Annotated in this window: 19 protein-coding genes; 13 read left to right on the top strand and 6 right to left on the bottom strand. The window is 61.3% G+C overall.

The window, feature by feature from the left end; all coding sequences use genetic code 11:
• Positions 1-195 precede the first annotated feature (195 nt).
• On the top strand, positions 196-1,218 hold the full coding sequence (rlmF, locus tag ACM6IM_RS24375; RefSeq protein ID WP_414866527.1) for a 23S rRNA (adenine(1618)-N(6))-methyltransferase RlmF: 1,023 nt from the start codon (positions 196-198) through the stop codon (positions 1,216-1,218).
• Between the two features lie 187 nt (positions 1,219-1,405).
• Here rlmF and ACM6IM_RS24370 read toward each other — a convergent pair whose 3' ends face one another.
• The gene (locus tag ACM6IM_RS24370; protein WP_192305202.1) at positions 1,406-1,687 is read right to left on the bottom strand and encodes an HU family DNA-binding protein; all 282 of its coding nucleotides are present in this window, start codon (positions 1,685-1,687) and stop codon (positions 1,406-1,408) included.
• Between the two features lie 394 nt (positions 1,688-2,081).
• Here ACM6IM_RS24370 and yejK point away from each other — a divergent pair, with 394 nt between their 5' ends.
• Positions 2,082-3,086 carry a nucleoid-associated protein YejK gene (gene yejK / locus ACM6IM_RS24365; RefSeq protein WP_192305201.1) on the top strand — a complete coding sequence of 335 codons (1,005 nt, stop codon included), beginning with the start codon at positions 2,082-2,084 and terminating at the stop codon, positions 3,084-3,086.
• Positions 3,086-3,436, top strand: a complete 351-nt coding sequence (locus tag ACM6IM_RS24360) for a glutaredoxin family protein (protein WP_414866526.1) — start codon at positions 3,086-3,088, stop codon at positions 3,434-3,436. Before yejK ends, ACM6IM_RS24360 begins: the two co-directional genes overlap by 1 nt.
• A 131-nt stretch (positions 3,437-3,567) precedes the next feature.
• Here the strand turns inward: ACM6IM_RS24360 and ACM6IM_RS24355 are convergent, their stop codons facing one another.
• From ACM6IM_RS24355 to ACM6IM_RS24335, 5 genes are all read right to left on the bottom strand, one after another.
• Positions 3,568-4,503 (bottom strand): glutathione S-transferase family protein, encoded by a 936-nt coding sequence (locus tag ACM6IM_RS24355; protein WP_414866525.1) that lies wholly within the window; start codon positions 4,501-4,503, stop codon positions 3,568-3,570.
• 88 nt (positions 4,504-4,591) lie between these two features.
• Positions 4,592-4,909, bottom strand: a complete 318-nt coding sequence (locus tag ACM6IM_RS24350; RefSeq protein WP_414866524.1) for a GIY-YIG nuclease family protein — start codon at positions 4,907-4,909, stop codon at positions 4,592-4,594.
• Between the two features lie 39 nt (positions 4,910-4,948).
• The gene (locus tag ACM6IM_RS24345; protein WP_192305199.1) at positions 4,949-5,419 is read right to left on the bottom strand and encodes a nuclear transport factor 2 family protein; all 471 of its coding nucleotides are present in this window, start codon (positions 5,417-5,419) and stop codon (positions 4,949-4,951) included.
• Between the two features lie 129 nt (positions 5,420-5,548).
• Positions 5,549-6,172 (bottom strand): DUF1120 domain-containing protein, encoded by a 624-nt coding sequence (locus ACM6IM_RS24340; RefSeq protein WP_414866523.1) that lies wholly within the window; start codon positions 6,170-6,172, stop codon positions 5,549-5,551.
• A 159-nt stretch (positions 6,173-6,331) separates the two neighbouring features.
• Complete coding sequence (locus ACM6IM_RS24335; protein WP_371052231.1) at positions 6,332-6,964, bottom strand: response regulator; 633 nt, start codon at positions 6,962-6,964, stop codon at positions 6,332-6,334.
• A 539-nt stretch (positions 6,965-7,503) separates the two neighbouring features.
• Here ACM6IM_RS24335 and ACM6IM_RS24330 point away from each other — a divergent pair.
• From ACM6IM_RS24330 to ACM6IM_RS24285, 10 genes are all read left to right on the top strand, one after another.
• Entirely contained in the window at positions 7,504-8,124 is a 621-nt protein-coding gene (locus tag ACM6IM_RS24330; protein ID WP_414866522.1) for a DUF1120 domain-containing protein, read from the top strand.
• Between the two features lie 39 nt (positions 8,125-8,163).
• Positions 8,164-8,784, top strand: a complete 621-nt coding sequence (locus tag ACM6IM_RS24325; RefSeq protein WP_414866521.1) for a DUF1120 domain-containing protein — start codon at positions 8,164-8,166, stop codon at positions 8,782-8,784.
• A gap of 78 nt (positions 8,785-8,862) precedes the next feature.
• A complete protein-coding gene (locus ACM6IM_RS24320; protein ID WP_192305184.1) occupies positions 8,863-9,492 on the top strand; it encodes a DUF1120 domain-containing protein in 630 nt (209 codons plus the stop codon).
• 38 nt (positions 9,493-9,530) lie between these two features.
• On the top strand, positions 9,531-10,241 hold the full coding sequence (locus ACM6IM_RS24315; RefSeq protein WP_371052228.1) for a fimbria/pilus chaperone family protein: 711 nt from the start codon (positions 9,531-9,533) through the stop codon (positions 10,239-10,241).
• A gap of 128 nt (positions 10,242-10,369) precedes the next feature.
• The gene (locus ACM6IM_RS24310; protein ID WP_414866520.1) at positions 10,370-12,835 is read left to right on the top strand and encodes a fimbria/pilus outer membrane usher protein; all 2,466 of its coding nucleotides are present in this window, start codon (positions 10,370-10,372) and stop codon (positions 12,833-12,835) included.
• An 11-nt stretch (positions 12,836-12,846) separates the two neighbouring features.
• Complete coding sequence (locus tag ACM6IM_RS24305; protein ID WP_414866519.1) at positions 12,847-13,980, top strand: DUF1120 domain-containing protein; 1,134 nt, start codon at positions 12,847-12,849, stop codon at positions 13,978-13,980.
• An 83-nt stretch (positions 13,981-14,063) separates the two neighbouring features.
• Positions 14,064-14,684: a DUF1120 domain-containing protein gene (locus ACM6IM_RS24300; protein ID WP_371052225.1), complete on the top strand. Its 621-nt coding sequence runs from the start codon at positions 14,064-14,066 to the stop codon at positions 14,682-14,684.
• Positions 14,685-14,835: 151 nt separating this feature from the next.
• Complete coding sequence (locus ACM6IM_RS24295) at positions 14,836-15,456, top strand: DUF1120 domain-containing protein (protein WP_414866518.1); 621 nt, start codon at positions 14,836-14,838, stop codon at positions 15,454-15,456.
• Positions 15,457-15,507: 51 nt separating this feature from the next.
• Entirely contained in the window at positions 15,508-16,128 is a 621-nt protein-coding gene (locus ACM6IM_RS24290; protein ID WP_192305172.1) for a DUF1120 domain-containing protein, read from the top strand.
• A 71-nt stretch (positions 16,129-16,199) separates the two neighbouring features.
• Positions 16,200-16,850: a DUF1120 domain-containing protein gene (locus ACM6IM_RS24285; RefSeq protein WP_371052047.1), complete on the top strand. Its 651-nt coding sequence runs from the start codon at positions 16,200-16,202 to the stop codon at positions 16,848-16,850.

Below are 16,850 nucleotides of genomic sequence, written 5' to 3'. Positions count from 1 at the left end.
CAAGTCGTAACGAAAAAGGGAGGCCCGCAACGGCCTCCCTTTTTTGTGCCTGCCTTTTCTCCCCATGAAATCTCCATGTGGGTGGGAGCCTGCTCGCTCCCACAGTGGGCGGCCCGCATCTCGCGATTGGGTTCACACCCGCTGGATGTGGGACAATGCCCGCCACTTTCAGCCATGTCCGAATCGATCACCGCCATGTCCGCCCCTCGTACACCCAGACCCGCGCGCAAGAAACCTGGCCCGCAGGCCCCGGCCAAACACGTCGAACCCCGGGAAAAGGCCAGTCTGCATCCGCGCAATCGCCACCAGGGTCGCTACGACTTTGCGGCACTGATCAAAAGCACGCCGGAGCTGGCGAAGTTCGTGATCATCAATCCGTACGGCAAGGAAAGCATCGACTTCGCCAGCCCGGAAGCGGTGCGGGTGTTCAATCGGGCGTTGCTCAAGGCGTTCTACGGCATTACCCATTGGGACATTCCCGCCGACTACCTGTGCCCGCCGGTGCCTGGCCGTGCCGATTACGTGCACTTTCTCGCCGACCTGCTGGCCAGCGGCAATGACGGCATGATTCCCCGTGGCGCCGCAGTCAAGGTGCTGGACGTGGGCACTGGCGCCAATTGCGTGTATCCGCTGATCGGCCACAGCGATTACCGCTGGCAATTTGTCGGGTCGGACATCGATACCACCGCCATCGCCTCGGCCAGAACCATTGTCGCGGCCAACGGTTTGAACAAGGCCATCCAGATTCGCCAGCAGACCGAGCGCAAACACATCCTGCTGGGCTTGCTCGAAAGCACCGAACAATTTGACCTGACGATGTGCAACCCGCCGTTCCACGCCTCCCTGGAAGAAGCCACACGCGGCAGCAGCCGCAAATGGCGGGCGCTGGGCAAGGCCGACCCGAAACGCAAGCTGCCGGTGCTGAACTTTGGCGGCCAGGCAGCGGAGCTGTGGTGCGAGGGCGGTGAGGCACGTTTCGTCACGCAACTGATCAGCGAGAGCGCACGGGTGGGCCAGCAGGTTTTATGGTTCAGCACGCTGGTGTCGAAAGCCTCGAACCTGCCGGCGATTCAGGCCGCGCTGAAAAAGGCCGGCGCCCTGCACAGCCAGGTGGTGGAAATGGCCCAGGGGCAGAAACAAAGCCGCTTCGTCGCCTGGACTTTCCAGACGCCAGAGCACCAGCAGGCGTGGCGCCAGCGCTGGGTGCGCAAAGACTGACTGAGCCGCCGCAAAAAATGTGGGAGCGGCGGTGCGACGATTCGACTTGCTCGCGAAAGCGGTAGGACACTCAACGTCTCCATTGACTGTCATACCGCTTTCGCGAGCAAGCCCGCTCCCACAGAATCCCAGGCACAAAAAAGCCGTGCCCGGATCGCTCCGGAGCACGGCTTTTTTTTACTGCGTCTTACTTGTTGATCGCGTCGGTCAGGCCTTTGGCCACAACCAGCTTGATCACTTTCTTGGCAGCGATTTCGATGGCAGCGCCAGTCGATGGGTTACGGCCAGTACGGGCAGGACGCTCGGTCACTTTCAGTTTGCCGATACCTGGCAGAGTGATTTCGCCGCCGTTTTCCAGCTGATCAGCAACGATTTGGCCCAGTTGGTCCAGAGCGTTACGCGCGGTGGTTTTTGGCGCGTCGATAGCTTCAGCGATGTCGGCGATCAGTTGGTCTTTAGTAAGAGCCATGTAGTGTTCCTTCCCTATCAAATTCATATGGATTGCAGAGTGCAGTGTCAGCCATCGAGCCCGATCTTCTGGATCTGGCACCCTCGGCCAATAACCGCGGGATCGGGGTTATAGATACCGAAATCAGGGTTTGGTTCGACCTGACATTTGCTGACTGCACGCTTAACGCAGTGACTTCGCGCAAGACCGGGCAAAACTAGCACAGAGACAAGGAAATATCCGCTTCTCCCTACCCATTTGGTCAGCTTTATTGCTCTAAATCGGGAAAAAAATGCATAAGGGCCGCCGAAGGCCGGCGAATTGCCCTTCGCACCGCGCCAAAACCAGTGGTTGCGGTACACTTGGCACTTTTTCGGGGAGCACGCCCTCCTCATCCCAATCAGCCGAGAAGCCCATGCCGATCCGTCATTGCATCGTCCACCTGATCGATAAAAAACCCGACGGTACGCCCGCAGTTCTCCACGCCCGCGACTCCGAACTGGCGGAGTCCGCAGCCATCGAGAACATGCTTGCCGACCTCAACGAGAGCTACAACGCCAAACAGGGCAAGGCCTGGGGTTTCTTCCACGCCGAGTCGGGGGCGCACCCGTTCAGCGGCTGGCTGAAGGAATACCTCGACGGCGGCAAGGACTTCACCGCGTTCAGCCGGGTGGCGGTGGAACACCTGCAAAAACTGATGGAAGAATCGAACCTCTCCGTGGGTGGGCATGTGCTGTTTGCGCATTATCAACAGGGCATGACCGATTACCTGGCCATCGCGCTGCTGCACCACAGTGAAGGTGTGGCCGTGACCGACCAGCTGGACGTGACGCCCTCGCGCCACCTTGACCTGGGCCAATTGCACCTTGCTGCGCGGATCAACGTGTCCGAATGGCAAAACAACAAACAGTCCAAGCAGTACATTTCCTTCATCAAGGGAAAGAACGGCAAGAAGGTTTCGGAGTACTTCCGCGACTTCATCGGCTGCCAGGAAGGCGTCGACGGCCCCGGCGAAACCCGCACGCTGCTCAAGGCGTTCAGCGACTTCGTCGAGAGCGAAGACTTGCCGGAAGATTCCGCCCGGGAGAAAACCAAGACCCTGGTGGAATATGCCAGCAGCCAGGCAAAAATGGGTGAGCCCATGGGCCTGGAAGAGCTTTCCGAGCTGATCGACGAAGAGCGCCCGAAAGCCTTCTACGACCACATTCGCAACAAGGACTACGGCCTGTCGCCGGAGATCCCGGCGGACAAACGCACCCTGAACCAGTTCCGCCGCTTCACCGGCCGCGCCGAGGGCCTGTCGATCAGCTTCGAAGCGCACCTCTTGGGCTCGAAGATCGAGTACGACGAAGAAGCCGGCACGCTGATCATCAAGGGCCTGCCCACCTCGCTCACCGACCAGCTCAAGCGCCGTAACTGATGCTGCACGGTGTGCTGAAGAAGGTCCTGCTGATCCTGCTGGTGGTCGTGGTCTACCAGAACTGGGGCAAGATCGAGCGGGTGTTCAACCCTTCGCAAGGGGTCTCGGAGCAGGTCCGGGCCAGGGCCAACGTCGTGCTCTACAGCACCGAATGGTGCGGCTACTGCAAACAGAGCCGACGCTTTCTCGACCAGAAGGGCATTCCCTACCGGGAATTCGATATCGAGAAAGACGCCCAGGCGCGCAAGGCCTATGAGGCCCTGGGCGGGGGCGGCATTCCGTTCATCGATGTCAACGGCACGCTGATTCGCGGGTATGACCCGGATGCAATCATGGCGGCGTTGAAGTAACCCTGTTGGATGCTGGCTAGTACCTGTGGGAGCGGGCTTGCTCGCGAAGGCGGTGTGTCAGGCAATATCAGTGTCGCCTGACACACCACCTTCGCGAGCAAGCCCGCTCCCACAGGAGATATTTGCCGCTGTCAGCGCTTTTCGATCCGGAACCCAAAGCGCGGAAAGTGCACGTGCACCACACCCGCACGCTCGTCCTCGCGGCGCAGGATCAATTCCTCGCGCCCGGCAAACAGCAGCTCTCCGGCCACCGGATCGACACCGTAATCCGTGGCGGCGATGATCACCGGCTGGCCCGCCTCGAAACCATTCGGCTCCTCGAACTGTTCGTCCGGCAGGGCGGCCGGTGCCGTGGTGCGTGCCACGTCCAGTGCCTGTTCGGCCGTCATCTCGCTGGACGCGCCGTGACCGAACCCCATGACCCGCGCATGCCACGTGGCCACCGCCGGATACGCATCGACCAAGGGTGCGGTCACCGGCGTCGCCTTGAGAAACCACAGGCAGTGCGCCAGGGCGAAGTCGGCAATGGAGGGTACGCCGAACAGGAAATCACCCTGCTCGCGTTGAAGTTGTTGTTCCAGGCGCGCCATGATCGTCGGCCATTGATGCCGCGCCTGTTCCGCCGACAACTTGCTGGCGCTGCCACCACTGAACAGGCCGGCGCGATCGGCGAGAAACGCCTTGATCGCTTCCGGCGGCAAATGACCGAAACGCACGGCCACCGATGCCGGCTGGAACACCAGGCTCACCGCGTGCTGGAACACCACCGAGTCGGCCCACGCGGCGAAGGTCGCGGCGATCATTTCCTGACCTTCGGGGAAAAACGCCGGCAAGGCTTTTTCCTGTTCCAGTCGGCGGGCAATCAAGGCCGTATCGCAATAGATATCCGCGCCAACCTGCAACACCGGGGTCTTGCGGTAGCCACCGGTCAACGCCGTCAGGTCAGGTTTTGGCATCACCGGCGAGATCTTCACCGAACGCCAGGACAAGCCTTTGAAGCCCAGCAACAGGCGGGCTTTTTCGGCGAAAGGGGACGTCGGGTAATGATGGAGAATCAACTCGGACATGCTCGGCTCCGTCGCACAGAAGGTGAGTCCGCAGCTTAGCGTGCAATCGGCGGGCGGCCTACCGATGTGCCTGATGGGAACCCATCAGTCAGATTGATAAGCCGGCGGCAAAGGTCGCCACCAGGCATTCCTTGGCGCTTTTCCTGAGCTTTTTGATCAGCCGTTCCTGGCGCAGCGCCTCGCTTTTGTCGCGACAGACTTCGGTGTAGACCAGCGCCATGGCCGGGCTGGACAGAAAGAAGCGCGCGCCTTTGCCGCTCTGGTGCTTGGCGAACCGGCGCACGGGATCGTCGCTGATGCCGCAGTACAGCGAACCATTGGCCGCCCGCACGAGGTAGACAAACCAGGGTTTGCTGACCGGCACGGGCTCGGTGGCAACAACGGAGGATTCGCTTTGGGAGTTCACGTGACGATCAAGGCTTGAAGGAAACAAGCCGCGATCTTATCAGCGACCGGCCTGAAATGCCTTCAACCCCTTCAGGGCCTGGGCCCGTACGGCGTTTCGCACCAGCGGTGTCCAGCCCAGCAAAAGGCCCTTGAAGCCGAGCGCCTGGCGCGACCAGGCCCACAGGTCGAAGTGGTCGTGATGTTCGCAGATCTTGCCATCGCGAAAGACGAAGCGTGCCTGAATGTCGTTGACCACGGTGTTGCCGGTCTGGCTGAACAGGTAGGTCGCCACCCAATGCGCGCCGCCGCTGCGCTCATCGCTGCGCACGCTGTCGAAGGTCAGGGAAAAGTCCTTGGCCCGGGTGGTGAGCATGCGCCACATGTCGCCGGCATCGCGCCCGCGCAACTCGCCAAACGCCGGGTCGCTGAACACCACGTCGTCGGTGTAGCAGGCGCTCATCGCTTCGGCATCCAGTCGCTGGAAAGCCTGGTAGAACCGGGTAATCAAGGCGTCGTGGGCATCATTCATGGACTGGCTCCGCAAGGATCATCATTTGGCCAGCACGATAATCCGCGAGTGCGCGAATGGCCATGGCCATTCACCATAAAAATACCGGCACTGACGACGATGGCCGCCAGTCAATGCCCACCCGGCCAATTACAGGTAGAAGACGACCAGTGTCGCGCTGCCATCCAACCGCATTTCGGAGGTAATGACGTTCGGCTTCCTCACCTTGGTCGCCACGACGACATCCGCCGTGAACGTCTGCATGGCAATGGGCGCGTAGTCCGGGCCGGGCGCGTTGGCGGTCCTCATCCAGTCAGGCTGCCAGATCTGGCTGGCAGACACCGGGAACCAGGTGCTGCCGTCGACTGATTCCACCATTTGAGCCGCCGCCCCGTCGGCCAGGGTATTTTCCATCGTCAAGTTGTAAAGCCCGAGCTTCTGATTGTTTTCCCCCAGGCCCAGACCGAACGAAGAATGACTGTTATCCGCCGACGTATCCTTTCGGTTGTCGGTACTTTTAACCGCAAAAAAAGTAGCGGCATCGCAGGCAACGGTCAGTTGAATGGCAACAACCGGCATCGGGTTGAGACCATTGACCAGGTCCTTGACCGAGATTTTTCCGTAGTCAACGACCCCACCGTTGGACAACTGCGGCGTACAGGCCGCTGGGGTAATTTTGCCGATGACGCTCAAGTCCACGCTCGATGTAGCATTCGCATGGGTCGCAAAGACGAAAAGCACGGCCGCAACGCCCCCACTGACATTCCTTTTCATTGTTCCTGATCCCATCTAGTGTTTCATTTTATTGGCAGGTAAAGCAGACAACTCGCCCATTGCCGCCACTCCCCGAGTGCGTAACGGGAAGCAACTTTAATGCGGCTCACTACATCCAGAAATACAACTAATACGAAAGCGCAGAGCCTTTAAAACAACTCAATGCACCATCCCGCTGTCACGGGCATACGCAAACAAGTCCACATCGGTGGAAATACCCAGCCGCTGCATGGCCATGCTTTTCTGTTTACTGATGGTCGACACGCTGCGTTTAAAGTAATCGGCGATTTCGCTGACGGTCATGCCACTGGCGAGCATCCTGACCACCTCGTGTTCCTTGGCCGACAGCGCGGGAGGACCTGCCTCGACATCGGCCTCGGCCTGCAGCAGCGCCGCGCGCAACGACTGGCTGATGAAACGCCGCCCTTCCCGCACGGACTTGATCGCCAGGGGCAGTTCCTTGGCCGAGGCATCCTTGGCGATGATCGCCATCACGCCCTGGGCGAATGCAGCCCTCAGGGTGGTGACGTTGGCGAACATGGTGACCAGGATAATCGCGGTGTGCGGATGATGGCGTCGCACCATGCTGAGCATTTTCAGACCGTCGGCCTGAACGTTGCCCGGCATGCTGAAATCGGTGACCAGCAGCTCGCAGGGGGTATCGGAAAGCAGGTTCAGCAGACTGTCGGGGCCATCGGCCTCGCCCACGACGACACAGGGTCGGCTCAAGTCGATGAGCATTCGCAAACCGATACGAACAACCGGATGATCGTCAGCAATAATGACTCGCATTGTAGGATTAATCCTGTTCAGTGGCTGGAATGGGGAAAAAAATAGCGCTGACCTGTTCCCATCACAACGACCAATCTGCAGTCCAAAATTACGTAACCCAATATCTACGGGGAACAGCACTTTCTCCTATAAAACAAAAAGACTCTTCCTGCGTATAGAAAGGTGAAATACCACATACAAAACCTACGGACATCCCTGAAAAAAAATACGAAATGTAAGTAGCAATCCTACTTCCTACATACGCTAGAAGACTTTTCTTACACCTCGCCACAACACTGACTTTGCACACACCCCTGTCCCCGCGTTTTCGTATTAGTTGCATTCCACCCTGCAACTTCCGTCGATAGATTGCGCCTGTCCGCAACAGGGCACCCCCAACGATTCTTCTGGAAGGAAACGCCGAGCGATGAAAACACGTTTAACCCCGCTAACCGGAACCTGCACTCCATGCGCGGCTTGTCAGCGACCTGCAACCCTGGACTTCAACCAGTAAAAGCCCGCCACCCGGCGCGCCCCAATGACTTAAAGGACGACCCATCATGGAAAGATGCGCACTCGCTCTATCAATCGCCCTGTTGCTGGCCAACGCCCCCGCAGCACTGGCCGCCAGCAGTACCGACCTGAGCGTCATCGGCGCCATTACGCCCAGTTCCTGCACGCCTTCGCTGTCGGACGGCGGCATCGTCGATCACGGCAAATTGACCTCGAAGGACCTCGACCAGACGTTGCCGACCCGGTTGCCGGTGGGCGAAATGTTGCTTCAGGTCGATTGCGAAGGCCCGACAAGCTACACCCTGACCACCATCGACAACCGGGCCGGCACCTCGGTGATCAACCCCAATTACCACGGGCTGGGTACGGTCAACGATGACCAGAACCTGGGCAGCGTGGGCTTCGGGATATTCGAGGCGCAAGCCGATGGCAACAGCGTGGTCACGATCATGTCCCGCGACAACGGCGCCAGTTGGGGAGCGTCCAGTTATCTGGGTCATGCCGGCTGGACGGCGTTTGCCGCGCCGGGCGACCCGCGTACGCCCATCGCCGTACAGCACCTCAGTGCCCGCCTGCGCGCCTTCACCATCATTGCGCCGGCCAGTGACCTGACCTTGCTCGACGAGCTGCCCATCGACGGACACGCCACCGTGCAGATCACCTACTGATCAACCCCTTTTTTTCGAATCATATCCAGGAGTTTCACCATGAACACGACCTTCAACACCCTCCTCGCCGCGCTGTTGCTGGCAGGCAGCGCCAACGCTTTCGCCGCCTCCAGCGTCGACCTGACCGTTAAAGGATCGATTACCCCGAGTGCTTGCACACCAACCCTGTCCCAAGGCGGGCTGGTGGATTACGGGAAGATTTCGGCGAAGGATTTGAATGCTGACAGAGTCACATACCTGCCGACTCAAACGGTGCAACTGTCGTTGACTTGCGATGCACCAACCTCCGTAGCGCTGGAAGCCAAGGACAACCGCGCCGGTTCATCCTGGAACAGCCTAGAAACTTATGGCCTCGGGATGATAAACACCACCGAAAAGCTCGGTGCCATGGAGTTGAAACTGAGTTCCGCAACAGCCGACGGGGTGGTAGTCAGCACGATCGGCTCGGTGGACCAAGGCAACACTTGGGTCAAAGAGACAGGCTTTTTTACCGACAACATCCTGGCGGTAGCCGTCCCCGGCACTCTGACCCCAATCATGGTCCAGCAGCTTAATGCCGACCTGAATATCCATCCGGAAATCGCCCCCACCAAAGATCTGACCCTGACCAACGAAGTAGCCATCGACGGTTCCGTCACCCTGTCCGTCGTCTATTTCTAATTCGCCAACAGATCGAAGAGCGGCAGGCCTTCCTGACCGCTCTCACCTGCACCGTGCTGACAAGGATTTCAGACCGTTATGAAACTTGCGACTTCACACCTGCTGGCGATGCTCGGTCTGCTGAGCGTCGGGCCAATGGCGATGGCCGCCTCCGAGGTCGAGCTGAACGTCGTGGGCCAGATCACCCCCAACGCCTGCGACGTATTGCTCTCGGACGACGGCATTGTCGACCACGGCAAGGTGCCCGCCCGCACCCTCAATCAATACGAGCTGAGCCCGCTGCCAGGGCGGCAACTGGAGCTGCACGTGAGTTGCAACGAACCCTTGCTGTTCGTGCTCGTGGGCATGGATAACCGGGCCGACTCGTCACTGGGGCCCGGGTTCTACTACGGTCTGGGCTGGAACGTCCACGCCCCCGAAGAACGCCTGGGCGCGGTGAGCCTGGCTTACCGCAATGCAATGGCCGATGGCGAACCCGCGCTGGTGCTGGCGTCGAGCAACCAGGGCCTGACCTGGTTTCCGGAAACCAATGCCTACCCGAACAACTACATGGGTTTCGCCCGGCCCGGCACGCTGGTGCCCGAGCCTCATCGCCTGGTGACCGCGACCCTGCACATCAACACCTCGATCAACGCCGCGAGTTTCCTGACCCTGAACCAGGAAGTGCCGCTGGACGGCGCCATCGTGCTCGACCTGAGATACCTCTAGCCATGCTGACCTTTCCTTCTTCCCTAAAGGCATTAACCATGAACCTTTTCCACAGCGCGCGGCGCTCGAGTTTCTGCGTGGGCATCCTGGCCTTCGCCCTCAGCGGCCAGGTGCTGGCCGACGGCATGGTGCCCGACACCTCGGTGGTGATCGTCAACGAGGCCGACGGCGAGGCCTCGGTGTCGGTGACCAACACCGATACGACCCTGGCCCTGCTGCACGTTACCCTCGAAGACATTCCCGAGGACAAGGACCCGCTGGTGTTTGTCACGCCGCCGCTGGCACGGGTCGAGCCAGCCAAGAGCCAACTGGTGCGGTTCATTCTGCAGACGTCGGAGCCGTTGAAGACCCAGCGTCTGAAACGGGTGATCTTCGAAGGCATGCCGCAGGACCGTCCGCCGGCAGAAGCCGGGCATGCGCGGGTCGGTGTAACGGTGCGCCAGAACCTGCCGGTGATCCTGCATCCCAAAGGCCTGGCGCCCAACCGCACGCCGTGGACCGGGCTGACCTGGCGCCTGAAAGACAACCAACTGAGCGTGCACAACCCTTCACCCTACGTGGTGCGCCTGGCCCAGGAACTGACGCTGCTGCCCGGTAACGGCTCTGCCTTGCTGCCGCGCACCTATGTGCTGCCGGGCGAAACCCTGAGCGTGAGCGCCAATGGCGCGACCGGCACCGCCGTGCGATTGCAGCCGGCCACGGTGTACGGTTTTGCCGTGCCGCACTTCGAGGCCCCGATCGAATCCTGATACCACCACGACTGCGCGACGAAGGAACGCCAAGCGCCGAAGTTTCCGGGTGACGGTTTCAAACCGTTACAACTCGCGTGCCTGACCCCCCTCAGATCGGTCAGGCCGGCACAACCCAAGTGAACCCCATGAACACAGTATCTTCTTACCGTGATGGCGAAGCCGTGCCCGTTGTTCGCTGCGTAACCTATCGCCGCGCAGGCCGTCGGGCCCTTGCAGCCTTGCTCCTGGTCAACGCACTGACGGTGCTCGACGCCCACGGTGATCCGTTGTTGCTGGCACAGTTCGACACCAGCACGCTGCGCCAGCGCGGTATCGATCCGGCGCTGGCGAGCCTGCTGATGCAGGCGCCACGCTTTGCCGCCGGCCGGCATTCGGTGACGCTGAGCGTCAATGGCCAGCGTCAGGGCCGCGTCGACATTGCCTTCGATCGCCAGGGCGCGCTGTGCTTCGACCGCACCCTGCTCGACAAGGCCAACCTCACGGTGCCCGAGCACACCCTCGACGATGGCCGTTGTCATGATTTCCAGGGAGCCTGGCCGCAAACAGCCATCGAGCAGGACCCGGCCAACCTGGCCCTGGCGCTGATCGTTCCCACCGACGCCATTCGCCCGGCCGTGAGAGATGTGTCCGGTTATCAGACCGGTGGCTTCGCGGCGCTGATCAACTACGACGTGACGGGCCAGAACAGTCGCTTCGGCGATGATTCGAGCCGCTACGCGTCGGCCAACACCGAGTTGGGTTTCAATGCCGGCGACTGGATCGTACGCAGCCGTCAGGTGCAGACCTGGCAGGACGATGTGTCCCGGACCACGCATATCGCGGCCTACGCGCAACGCACCTTCGCCGAACATGAAGCGGTGTTGCAGGCGGGTCAGATCAACCTCTACAACCCGGTGCTGGCCGGTGCGCAGATCACCGGCGTGCAGGTGCTCAACGAGCAGGCCCTGCAAGCCGAAGGGCAAAGTGCGGTCATCGAAGGCATCGCCAACAGCCAGGCGCAGGTCGAGGTGCGGCAGAACGGTTCGCTGATCTATTCCACCGTGGTGCCCGCCGGGCCGTTTGCCCTGAATAACGTTCGCCGCCTCAATAGCCGCTCGGACGTGGAAGTCACCGTCAAGGAAGAAGACGGCAGCGAACGCAGCTTCACCATCCCGGCCGCCCTGCTCGGCATCGGCCTGCCCGCACCGGGCTACTCGCTGGCGGCCGGCCATGTGCGGCGGGTGGGCGATGAACAGGGCGATGAACCCTGGGTGATCAGCGCTGGCTGGAGTGGCGCGTTGAATCCGCAGGTGCTGATCAGCGGCGGCATCACCGGAGCCGCCGACTATCGCGCGGCCGGAGCCAGCCTGGGCTTGCTGCCCACGCCCGATACGCAGCTCCAGGCAACGCTGACCGGGGCGCAGGCCACCGGCAACGAATCCGGCAAGGGGCTGCAGGCCGACCTGACCGCGTCGCACCGGTTAAGCGATCAATGGGCACTCAATGCCGGCGGTTCCTACCGCACCCTGGGTTACCGCGAACTGGAAGACGCGGTGTTCGACAACACCAGCGACGACCGCAAATCCCGTTACCGCGACCAGCAAAGCCTGTCTCTGTCGTGGTCCCATCCGTGGCTGGGTGCCTTCAGCGGCGGCTTCAGCCAATCGAACTCATTCGATGGCCGGAACAGCAGCCGCGCCCTCGCGTCCTGGGGCACCAACATCGGCGCCGTGTCGGTATCGGCGACGGCGGAATGGCAACTCAGCGGGTCGAACCGCACCGGCGACAGCGTCTACGTGAACCTGAGTATTCCCCTGGGCGAAAACCGCCGGGCGCGCACCTGGGTGCGCAACACCGGTGGCGAGTACCGCAGTGGAGTGGGCGTGAGTGAGCAGATCAACGATCAACTGGCCTACCGGGTGGGTGTCGAGCACGACACCCGTGACAAGGAAGTGCAGTCCACGGCCGGCGTTTCGCTGCTGCCGCGCTACACCCAGCTGGACCTGAACTACACCCGCGCCGACGCCGAGCGCTCCAGCTACCAGGCCAGCGCCCGAGGCGGTGCGGTACTGCATGGCGGCGGTCTGACGCTGTCGCCCTACCCGATCAGCGACACCTTCGGCCTGCTCTCGGTGGGCGACATGGGCGCGATCAAGGTCTCGACCCCGAGCGGTCCGGTGTGGACCGACTGGCAAGGCCAGGCGGTGATCCCGCAGCTGTCGGCCTACGGCAAAAGTCCGGTGGAAGTCGATACCCGCACCCTGCCGCGCAATGCCGACATCAGCAACGGCCTGGCGGTGCTGTCCGCCGGACGCGGCGCGGTCGACAAGGTCGAGTTCGGCGTCACCCTGACCCGTCGTGCCCTGCTCAAGGTCACCACCGACAACGGCGCGGCGCTGCCCCGGGGCGCTTCGGTGAAAACCCGTGACGGTGAGTTCGTGACCCTGGTGCAGGAAGGCGGCCTGGTGTTCCTGCCCAACGCGCTCGACACCCGTGCGCTGTTGATCAATGCACCGGGGCTGGCGCCTTGCGAACTGCTTTTCGAGCTGCCGGCGGACGCCGACACCCATGCCTATTACGAAACCGCTCCCGCCAGATGCCGGGCGCTTTGAGGATGACGCCCATGAACCTGTTCCGCTGCTTGATGGCCAGCCTGGTCGCTTTGGTACTCACGCCACAGGCCTTGGCTTCGACCGACGACTGCCAGCTCAACCTGAGCCAGCCGGTGCTCGACTACGGCTTGATGAACCGGGCGATCCGCCCTGATTCGGCCCCCGAACGAAACCTCGGCGAGCGGCGTTTGAGCCTGAGCCTGAGTTGTCCAACCGCCACCGACCTGAGCCTGTTTTACCGGGCCATGGCCGCGACCGCCGAGCGCTTCCATTTTGCCGAGCGCGGCAGTTACCAGTTGCGCGTTCGTGATGCGGTGCTGGATGGCCGGTCGGTGGAACTCGGATTGATCGCCGGTGCCGGCCAGCCGCCCTCGGAAATCGCGTCGAGCCTGATCTGGCGGCCCGAACATGGCATTGCCCCGGTGCAGGCAGGCACGTCGTTGCAGGGTCGCACGCTCTCGGCCCAGGTCGAGGTGACGGCGTGGGTCCAGGAACAAGGGATGCACGTACGCGACGCAGTGACCTGGGAGGCTTCCGGGGTGTTCGACGCCATCGCCACCGGACGCAGCCGCGAGGCGACCCTGCGCGCGCGTTTCGCGCCGGCGGCTTGCGAACCGGGACTGTCCAACGGTGGCGTGGTGGATTTCGGCAACCTGACGATCAACGACCTCAGCGCCGACAAGCCCACACGCCTGCCACCGCGCTCATTGAACCTGCGTGTCGGCTGCGATGCCCCGACCGCATTCGCCTTGATCATGCATGACAACCGGGCCGGTTCGGCGACCATCGACAGCGACTTCCAGTACGGCCTCGGCACGGACGGTCGCCAGAACAAAATCGGTTTTTTCTCGCTGAACATCGACCCGGCCAACGCCAGCGCCGACAGCGTTGCCCGCCTCTATCGAACCGAGTCAACTGGCGGCGGTGCGGCGTGGAGCAGCGCGGGCGCCAACCCGATAGCCCTCGCCAAGACCCGTTACCTGAGTTTCACCGACCGCGCCGGCAGCCACGCGGGCCCGGCCATGATCCAGAACTTCAACGCCAGCGTGACCGTCGACGCCGTCGTTGCCCCCCTCAACAGCCTGGACATGAGCAACGCCATCGACCTCGATGGCGCGGGGACGATCGAGATTATTTACCTGTAACACGCCAGCCGCGCCGCGCTTACCCGCAAGACCCGGCTCGCTGGCAACGGCCTTTTTATCAACCCTGGAAATGAGTAAGACAAATGAAAAAGTACCTCGCAACACTGTCGGCCACGGCCCTGATCGGCATGGCGCCGCATGTGCTGGCAGCTTCGAGCACCGACCTGAGCGTGACCGGCAAAATCACGCCAAATGCTTGCACGTTGAGCTTGTCCGGGGGCGGTGTGATCGATATTGGCAAATTCTCGGCGGCGGATCTTGCCCTCCACGTGAATACGGAAATAAGCAGAGACCCCCTGCAATTGACCATGGCGTGTGATGGCTCTACGCCCTTTGCCCTGAGATCGATCGATAACAAACACGGTACGGAATCAACCAGCGGCTGGTTTGGCCTGGGATTGAGCAACGCGGGAGAAAAACTCGGTTTTGTCTATGTCGGGATCAAACAGACCTCGGCAGATGGACAGGCGGCTCAGGCTATCAAGTCTGAGGATGAAGGCGTGTCCTGGACGAAGGGCACCAGCCTGAACAAAACAGTGCTCGTATCGGCTGGCACTGCCGCAGACCAGCAAACCCCAATCATGGTGAAAGACCTCACCATGGATCTGGAAGTCAGTACGTTCATCGCGCCTTCCAAAACCCTGACATTGACCGACGAAACCATCCTTGATGCTTCCGCGACAATCGAAGTCGTGTACCGCTAAAGCCATGACCCACGCTTTTGTAGGAGCGAGCTCGCTCGCGAAAAATCCATGGCCGCCGCGTCGAACCAGACAGCGCGCGTCATCGTTGACGCCCATCGCGAGCAAGCTCGCTCCTACAGAGGCAAAATTTCAAATCGATGAGAACCTGGAAATGAAAAAGTACTTCGCAGCACTGACCGCCACCGCATTGATCGGCATAGCGCCACATACACTGGCAGCTTCGAGCACGGATCTGAGCGTCACCGGCTCGATCATCCCGAGCGCCTGCCTGCCAACCCTGTCCGAAGGGGGTGTCGTCGAATACGGCAAGATTTCGTCGAAGGATCTGAATCAAACCAGCGGCACCTACCTCGAAAAGCGCACCGTGATCCTGAGCGTCAAATGCGACGCGCCCCAGCGTTTTGCGCTCAAGGGCGTCGATAACCGTCTCGGTTCGAGCAACCTGGCATCGGCCTTCGGCCTCGGCAAAATCAATGGCAGCCAAAATCTGGGGCATTTCATGGTGTCGATGTTCAACGCGGTGGCCGATGGCGTGTCGGTCCTGCCGATCAAATCCAAGGACGGCCAAACCGGCTGGGAGGGCCATGTGTTCTGGATGCCGGGGGATTACGCCTCGGTGGCCGACAGGAGCGATACCAGCCAGCCGATCCTCGTACAGGACGTTGCCATGGAACTGGACATCGCCCCGTTCATCCTGCGCGCCGACGGCCTGGACCTGACCAATGAAGTCCAGATCGACGGTTCGGCCACGCTGGAAATGAATTACCTCTGAGCCGGACTCGCTCCCTTGGGGGCGCTTTTCAACGACATAAGGATGTGAAAAATGAAGCATTGTTTAGCAGCACTGACCGCCACCGCCCTGATCGGCCTCGCGCCTTCTGCGCTGGCGGCGTCGAGCACTGACCTGAGCGTCACCGGTGCCATCACCCCGGCGGCCTGTACCCCGAGCCTGTCGGATGGCGGGGTGATCGATCACGGAAAAATCTCGAAGAAAGACCTGAACGCGGCCACCTACACCAACATCGGGGTCCACACTATTCGCCTTTCCGTCAGCTGTGAAGCACCGGGTACTTTTGCCCTGCGCTCGATCGACAACAGGGCCGGGACCCCGTCGAACCGGGACTGGTATGGCCTGGGCAACACCCCGGCCAACGAAAAAATCGGCTTTGTCATTCCGATGATGAAAGGCGTCGTGGCGGACGGGCAGCCGGCCCGGACCATCATTTCCTGGGACAACGGGGCCAGTTGGGGCGCTCATCACCACCTGCGTCCGAACATTCTCATCGCCGCCGGCTCACCCAGCGACACCACCACGCCGATGATCGCGCAAGACGTCGCTTTCGAGATCGACGTCTCTACCCATATCGCCGCCACCGACGGACTCACGCTGAACGACGAAGTCAGCTTCGACGGTTCGGTGACTTTCGACATGACCTACTTCTGACGCCGTCGCCGCTCGCACCGCAATCGGTGCGAGCGGCTCAGTGTCCGATCCAACCCAAGGGACTTTCGCGAATGAACACTCACTTCGCCTTGCTCGTGCTCACTTTACTCGCCGGCGCCACGCCCGGCGCCCACGCCGCCTCGACGGTGGACCTGACCGTCAAGGGACGGATCACCCCCATCGCGTGCACGCCCGCCCTGTCCAATAACGGCCTGGTGGATTACGGGAAAATTTCCTACAAAAGCCTGAGCGTCGACAAGCGTACGCAACTGCACGACAAGCACCTCGACTTCACCCTCCAGTGCAACGGTCCTGCGCGTTTCGCGTTGGTCATGCGCGACAACCGCGACGGCTCGGCCATCGTCAATAGCGAGATTTACTATGGACTGAACCACGACAGCCGGGGCAACAAGATCGGTTTGTACTCGCTGAATTTCGACCCGACGCAAACGGTGGTGGATGACCTGTCCCAGGTGTTTCGCACCGACTCCACCACGGGCGGCGTGGCCTGGAGTTCATCGAACAGCCGGCCGATCCCGATTGGCGCTCGAAGCTACCTGGGCTTTACCGACATCGCCGGCAGCAACGCCGGGCCGATCTTCATCCAGCACCTGACGAGTCGGGTGACCGTCGAAACCGTCATCGCCCCGACTTCCGAGCTGGACGTGAGCACCGACATCCAGCTCGACGGTTCGGCGACGCTGGATGTGGTGTACCTGTGA

The sequence above is a fragment of the Pseudomonas sp. IT-P12 genome (assembly GCF_949767465.1).
Classification (GTDB): Bacteria; Pseudomonadota; Gammaproteobacteria; order Pseudomonadales; family Pseudomonadaceae; genus Aquipseudomonas.
Note: the sequence above shows the minus strand (reverse complement) of the source record. Positions and strands in the feature narration are given on the sequence as shown.

Excerpts from the sequence above, each read along its gene's own strand:
- rlmF (WP_414866527.1), top strand. The coding sequence starts at position 196 with ATGTCCGCCCCTCGTACACCCAGACCCGCGCGCAAGAAACCTGGCCCG.
- ACM6IM_RS24295 (WP_414866518.1), top strand. The coding sequence starts at position 14,836 with ATGAAAAAGTACTTCGCAGCACTGACCGCCACCGCATTGATCGGCATA.
- ACM6IM_RS24370 (WP_192305202.1), bottom strand. The coding sequence starts at position 1,687 with ATGGCTCTTACTAAAGACCAACTGATCGCCGACATCGCTGAAGCTATC.
- ACM6IM_RS24340 (WP_414866523.1), bottom strand. The coding sequence starts at position 6,172 with ATGAAAAGGAATGTCAGTGGGGGCGTTGCGGCCGTGCTTTTCGTCTTT.
- ACM6IM_RS24305 (WP_414866519.1), top strand. The coding sequence starts at position 12,847 with ATGAACCTGTTCCGCTGCTTGATGGCCAGCCTGGTCGCTTTGGTACTC.
- ACM6IM_RS24360 (WP_414866526.1), top strand. The coding sequence starts at position 3,086 with ATGCTGCACGGTGTGCTGAAGAAGGTCCTGCTGATCCTGCTGGTGGTC.
- ACM6IM_RS24355 (WP_414866525.1), bottom strand. The coding sequence starts at position 4,503 with ATGTCCGAGTTGATTCTCCATCATTACCCGACGTCCCCTTTCGCCGAA.
- ACM6IM_RS24325 (WP_414866521.1), top strand. The coding sequence starts at position 8,164 with ATGAACACGACCTTCAACACCCTCCTCGCCGCGCTGTTGCTGGCAGGC.
- ACM6IM_RS24290 (WP_192305172.1), top strand. The coding sequence starts at position 15,508 with ATGAAGCATTGTTTAGCAGCACTGACCGCCACCGCCCTGATCGGCCTC.
- ACM6IM_RS24330 (WP_414866522.1), top strand. The coding sequence starts at position 7,504 with ATGGAAAGATGCGCACTCGCTCTATCAATCGCCCTGTTGCTGGCCAAC.
- ACM6IM_RS24310 (WP_414866520.1), top strand. The coding sequence starts at position 10,370 with ATGAACACAGTATCTTCTTACCGTGATGGCGAAGCCGTGCCCGTTGTT.
- ACM6IM_RS24285 (WP_371052047.1), top strand. The coding sequence starts at position 16,200 with ATGAACACTCACTTCGCCTTGCTCGTGCTCACTTTACTCGCCGGCGCC.
- ACM6IM_RS24335 (WP_371052231.1), bottom strand. The coding sequence starts at position 6,964 with ATGCGAGTCATTATTGCTGACGATCATCCGGTTGTTCGTATCGGTTTG.
- ACM6IM_RS24300 (WP_371052225.1), top strand. The coding sequence starts at position 14,064 with ATGAAAAAGTACCTCGCAACACTGTCGGCCACGGCCCTGATCGGCATG.
- ACM6IM_RS24345 (WP_192305199.1), bottom strand. The coding sequence starts at position 5,419 with ATGAATGATGCCCACGACGCCTTGATTACCCGGTTCTACCAGGCTTTC.
- ACM6IM_RS24315 (WP_371052228.1), top strand. The coding sequence starts at position 9,531 with ATGAACCTTTTCCACAGCGCGCGGCGCTCGAGTTTCTGCGTGGGCATC.
- ACM6IM_RS24320 (WP_192305184.1), top strand. The coding sequence starts at position 8,863 with ATGAAACTTGCGACTTCACACCTGCTGGCGATGCTCGGTCTGCTGAGC.
- yejK (WP_192305201.1), top strand. The coding sequence starts at position 2,082 with ATGCCGATCCGTCATTGCATCGTCCACCTGATCGATAAAAAACCCGAC.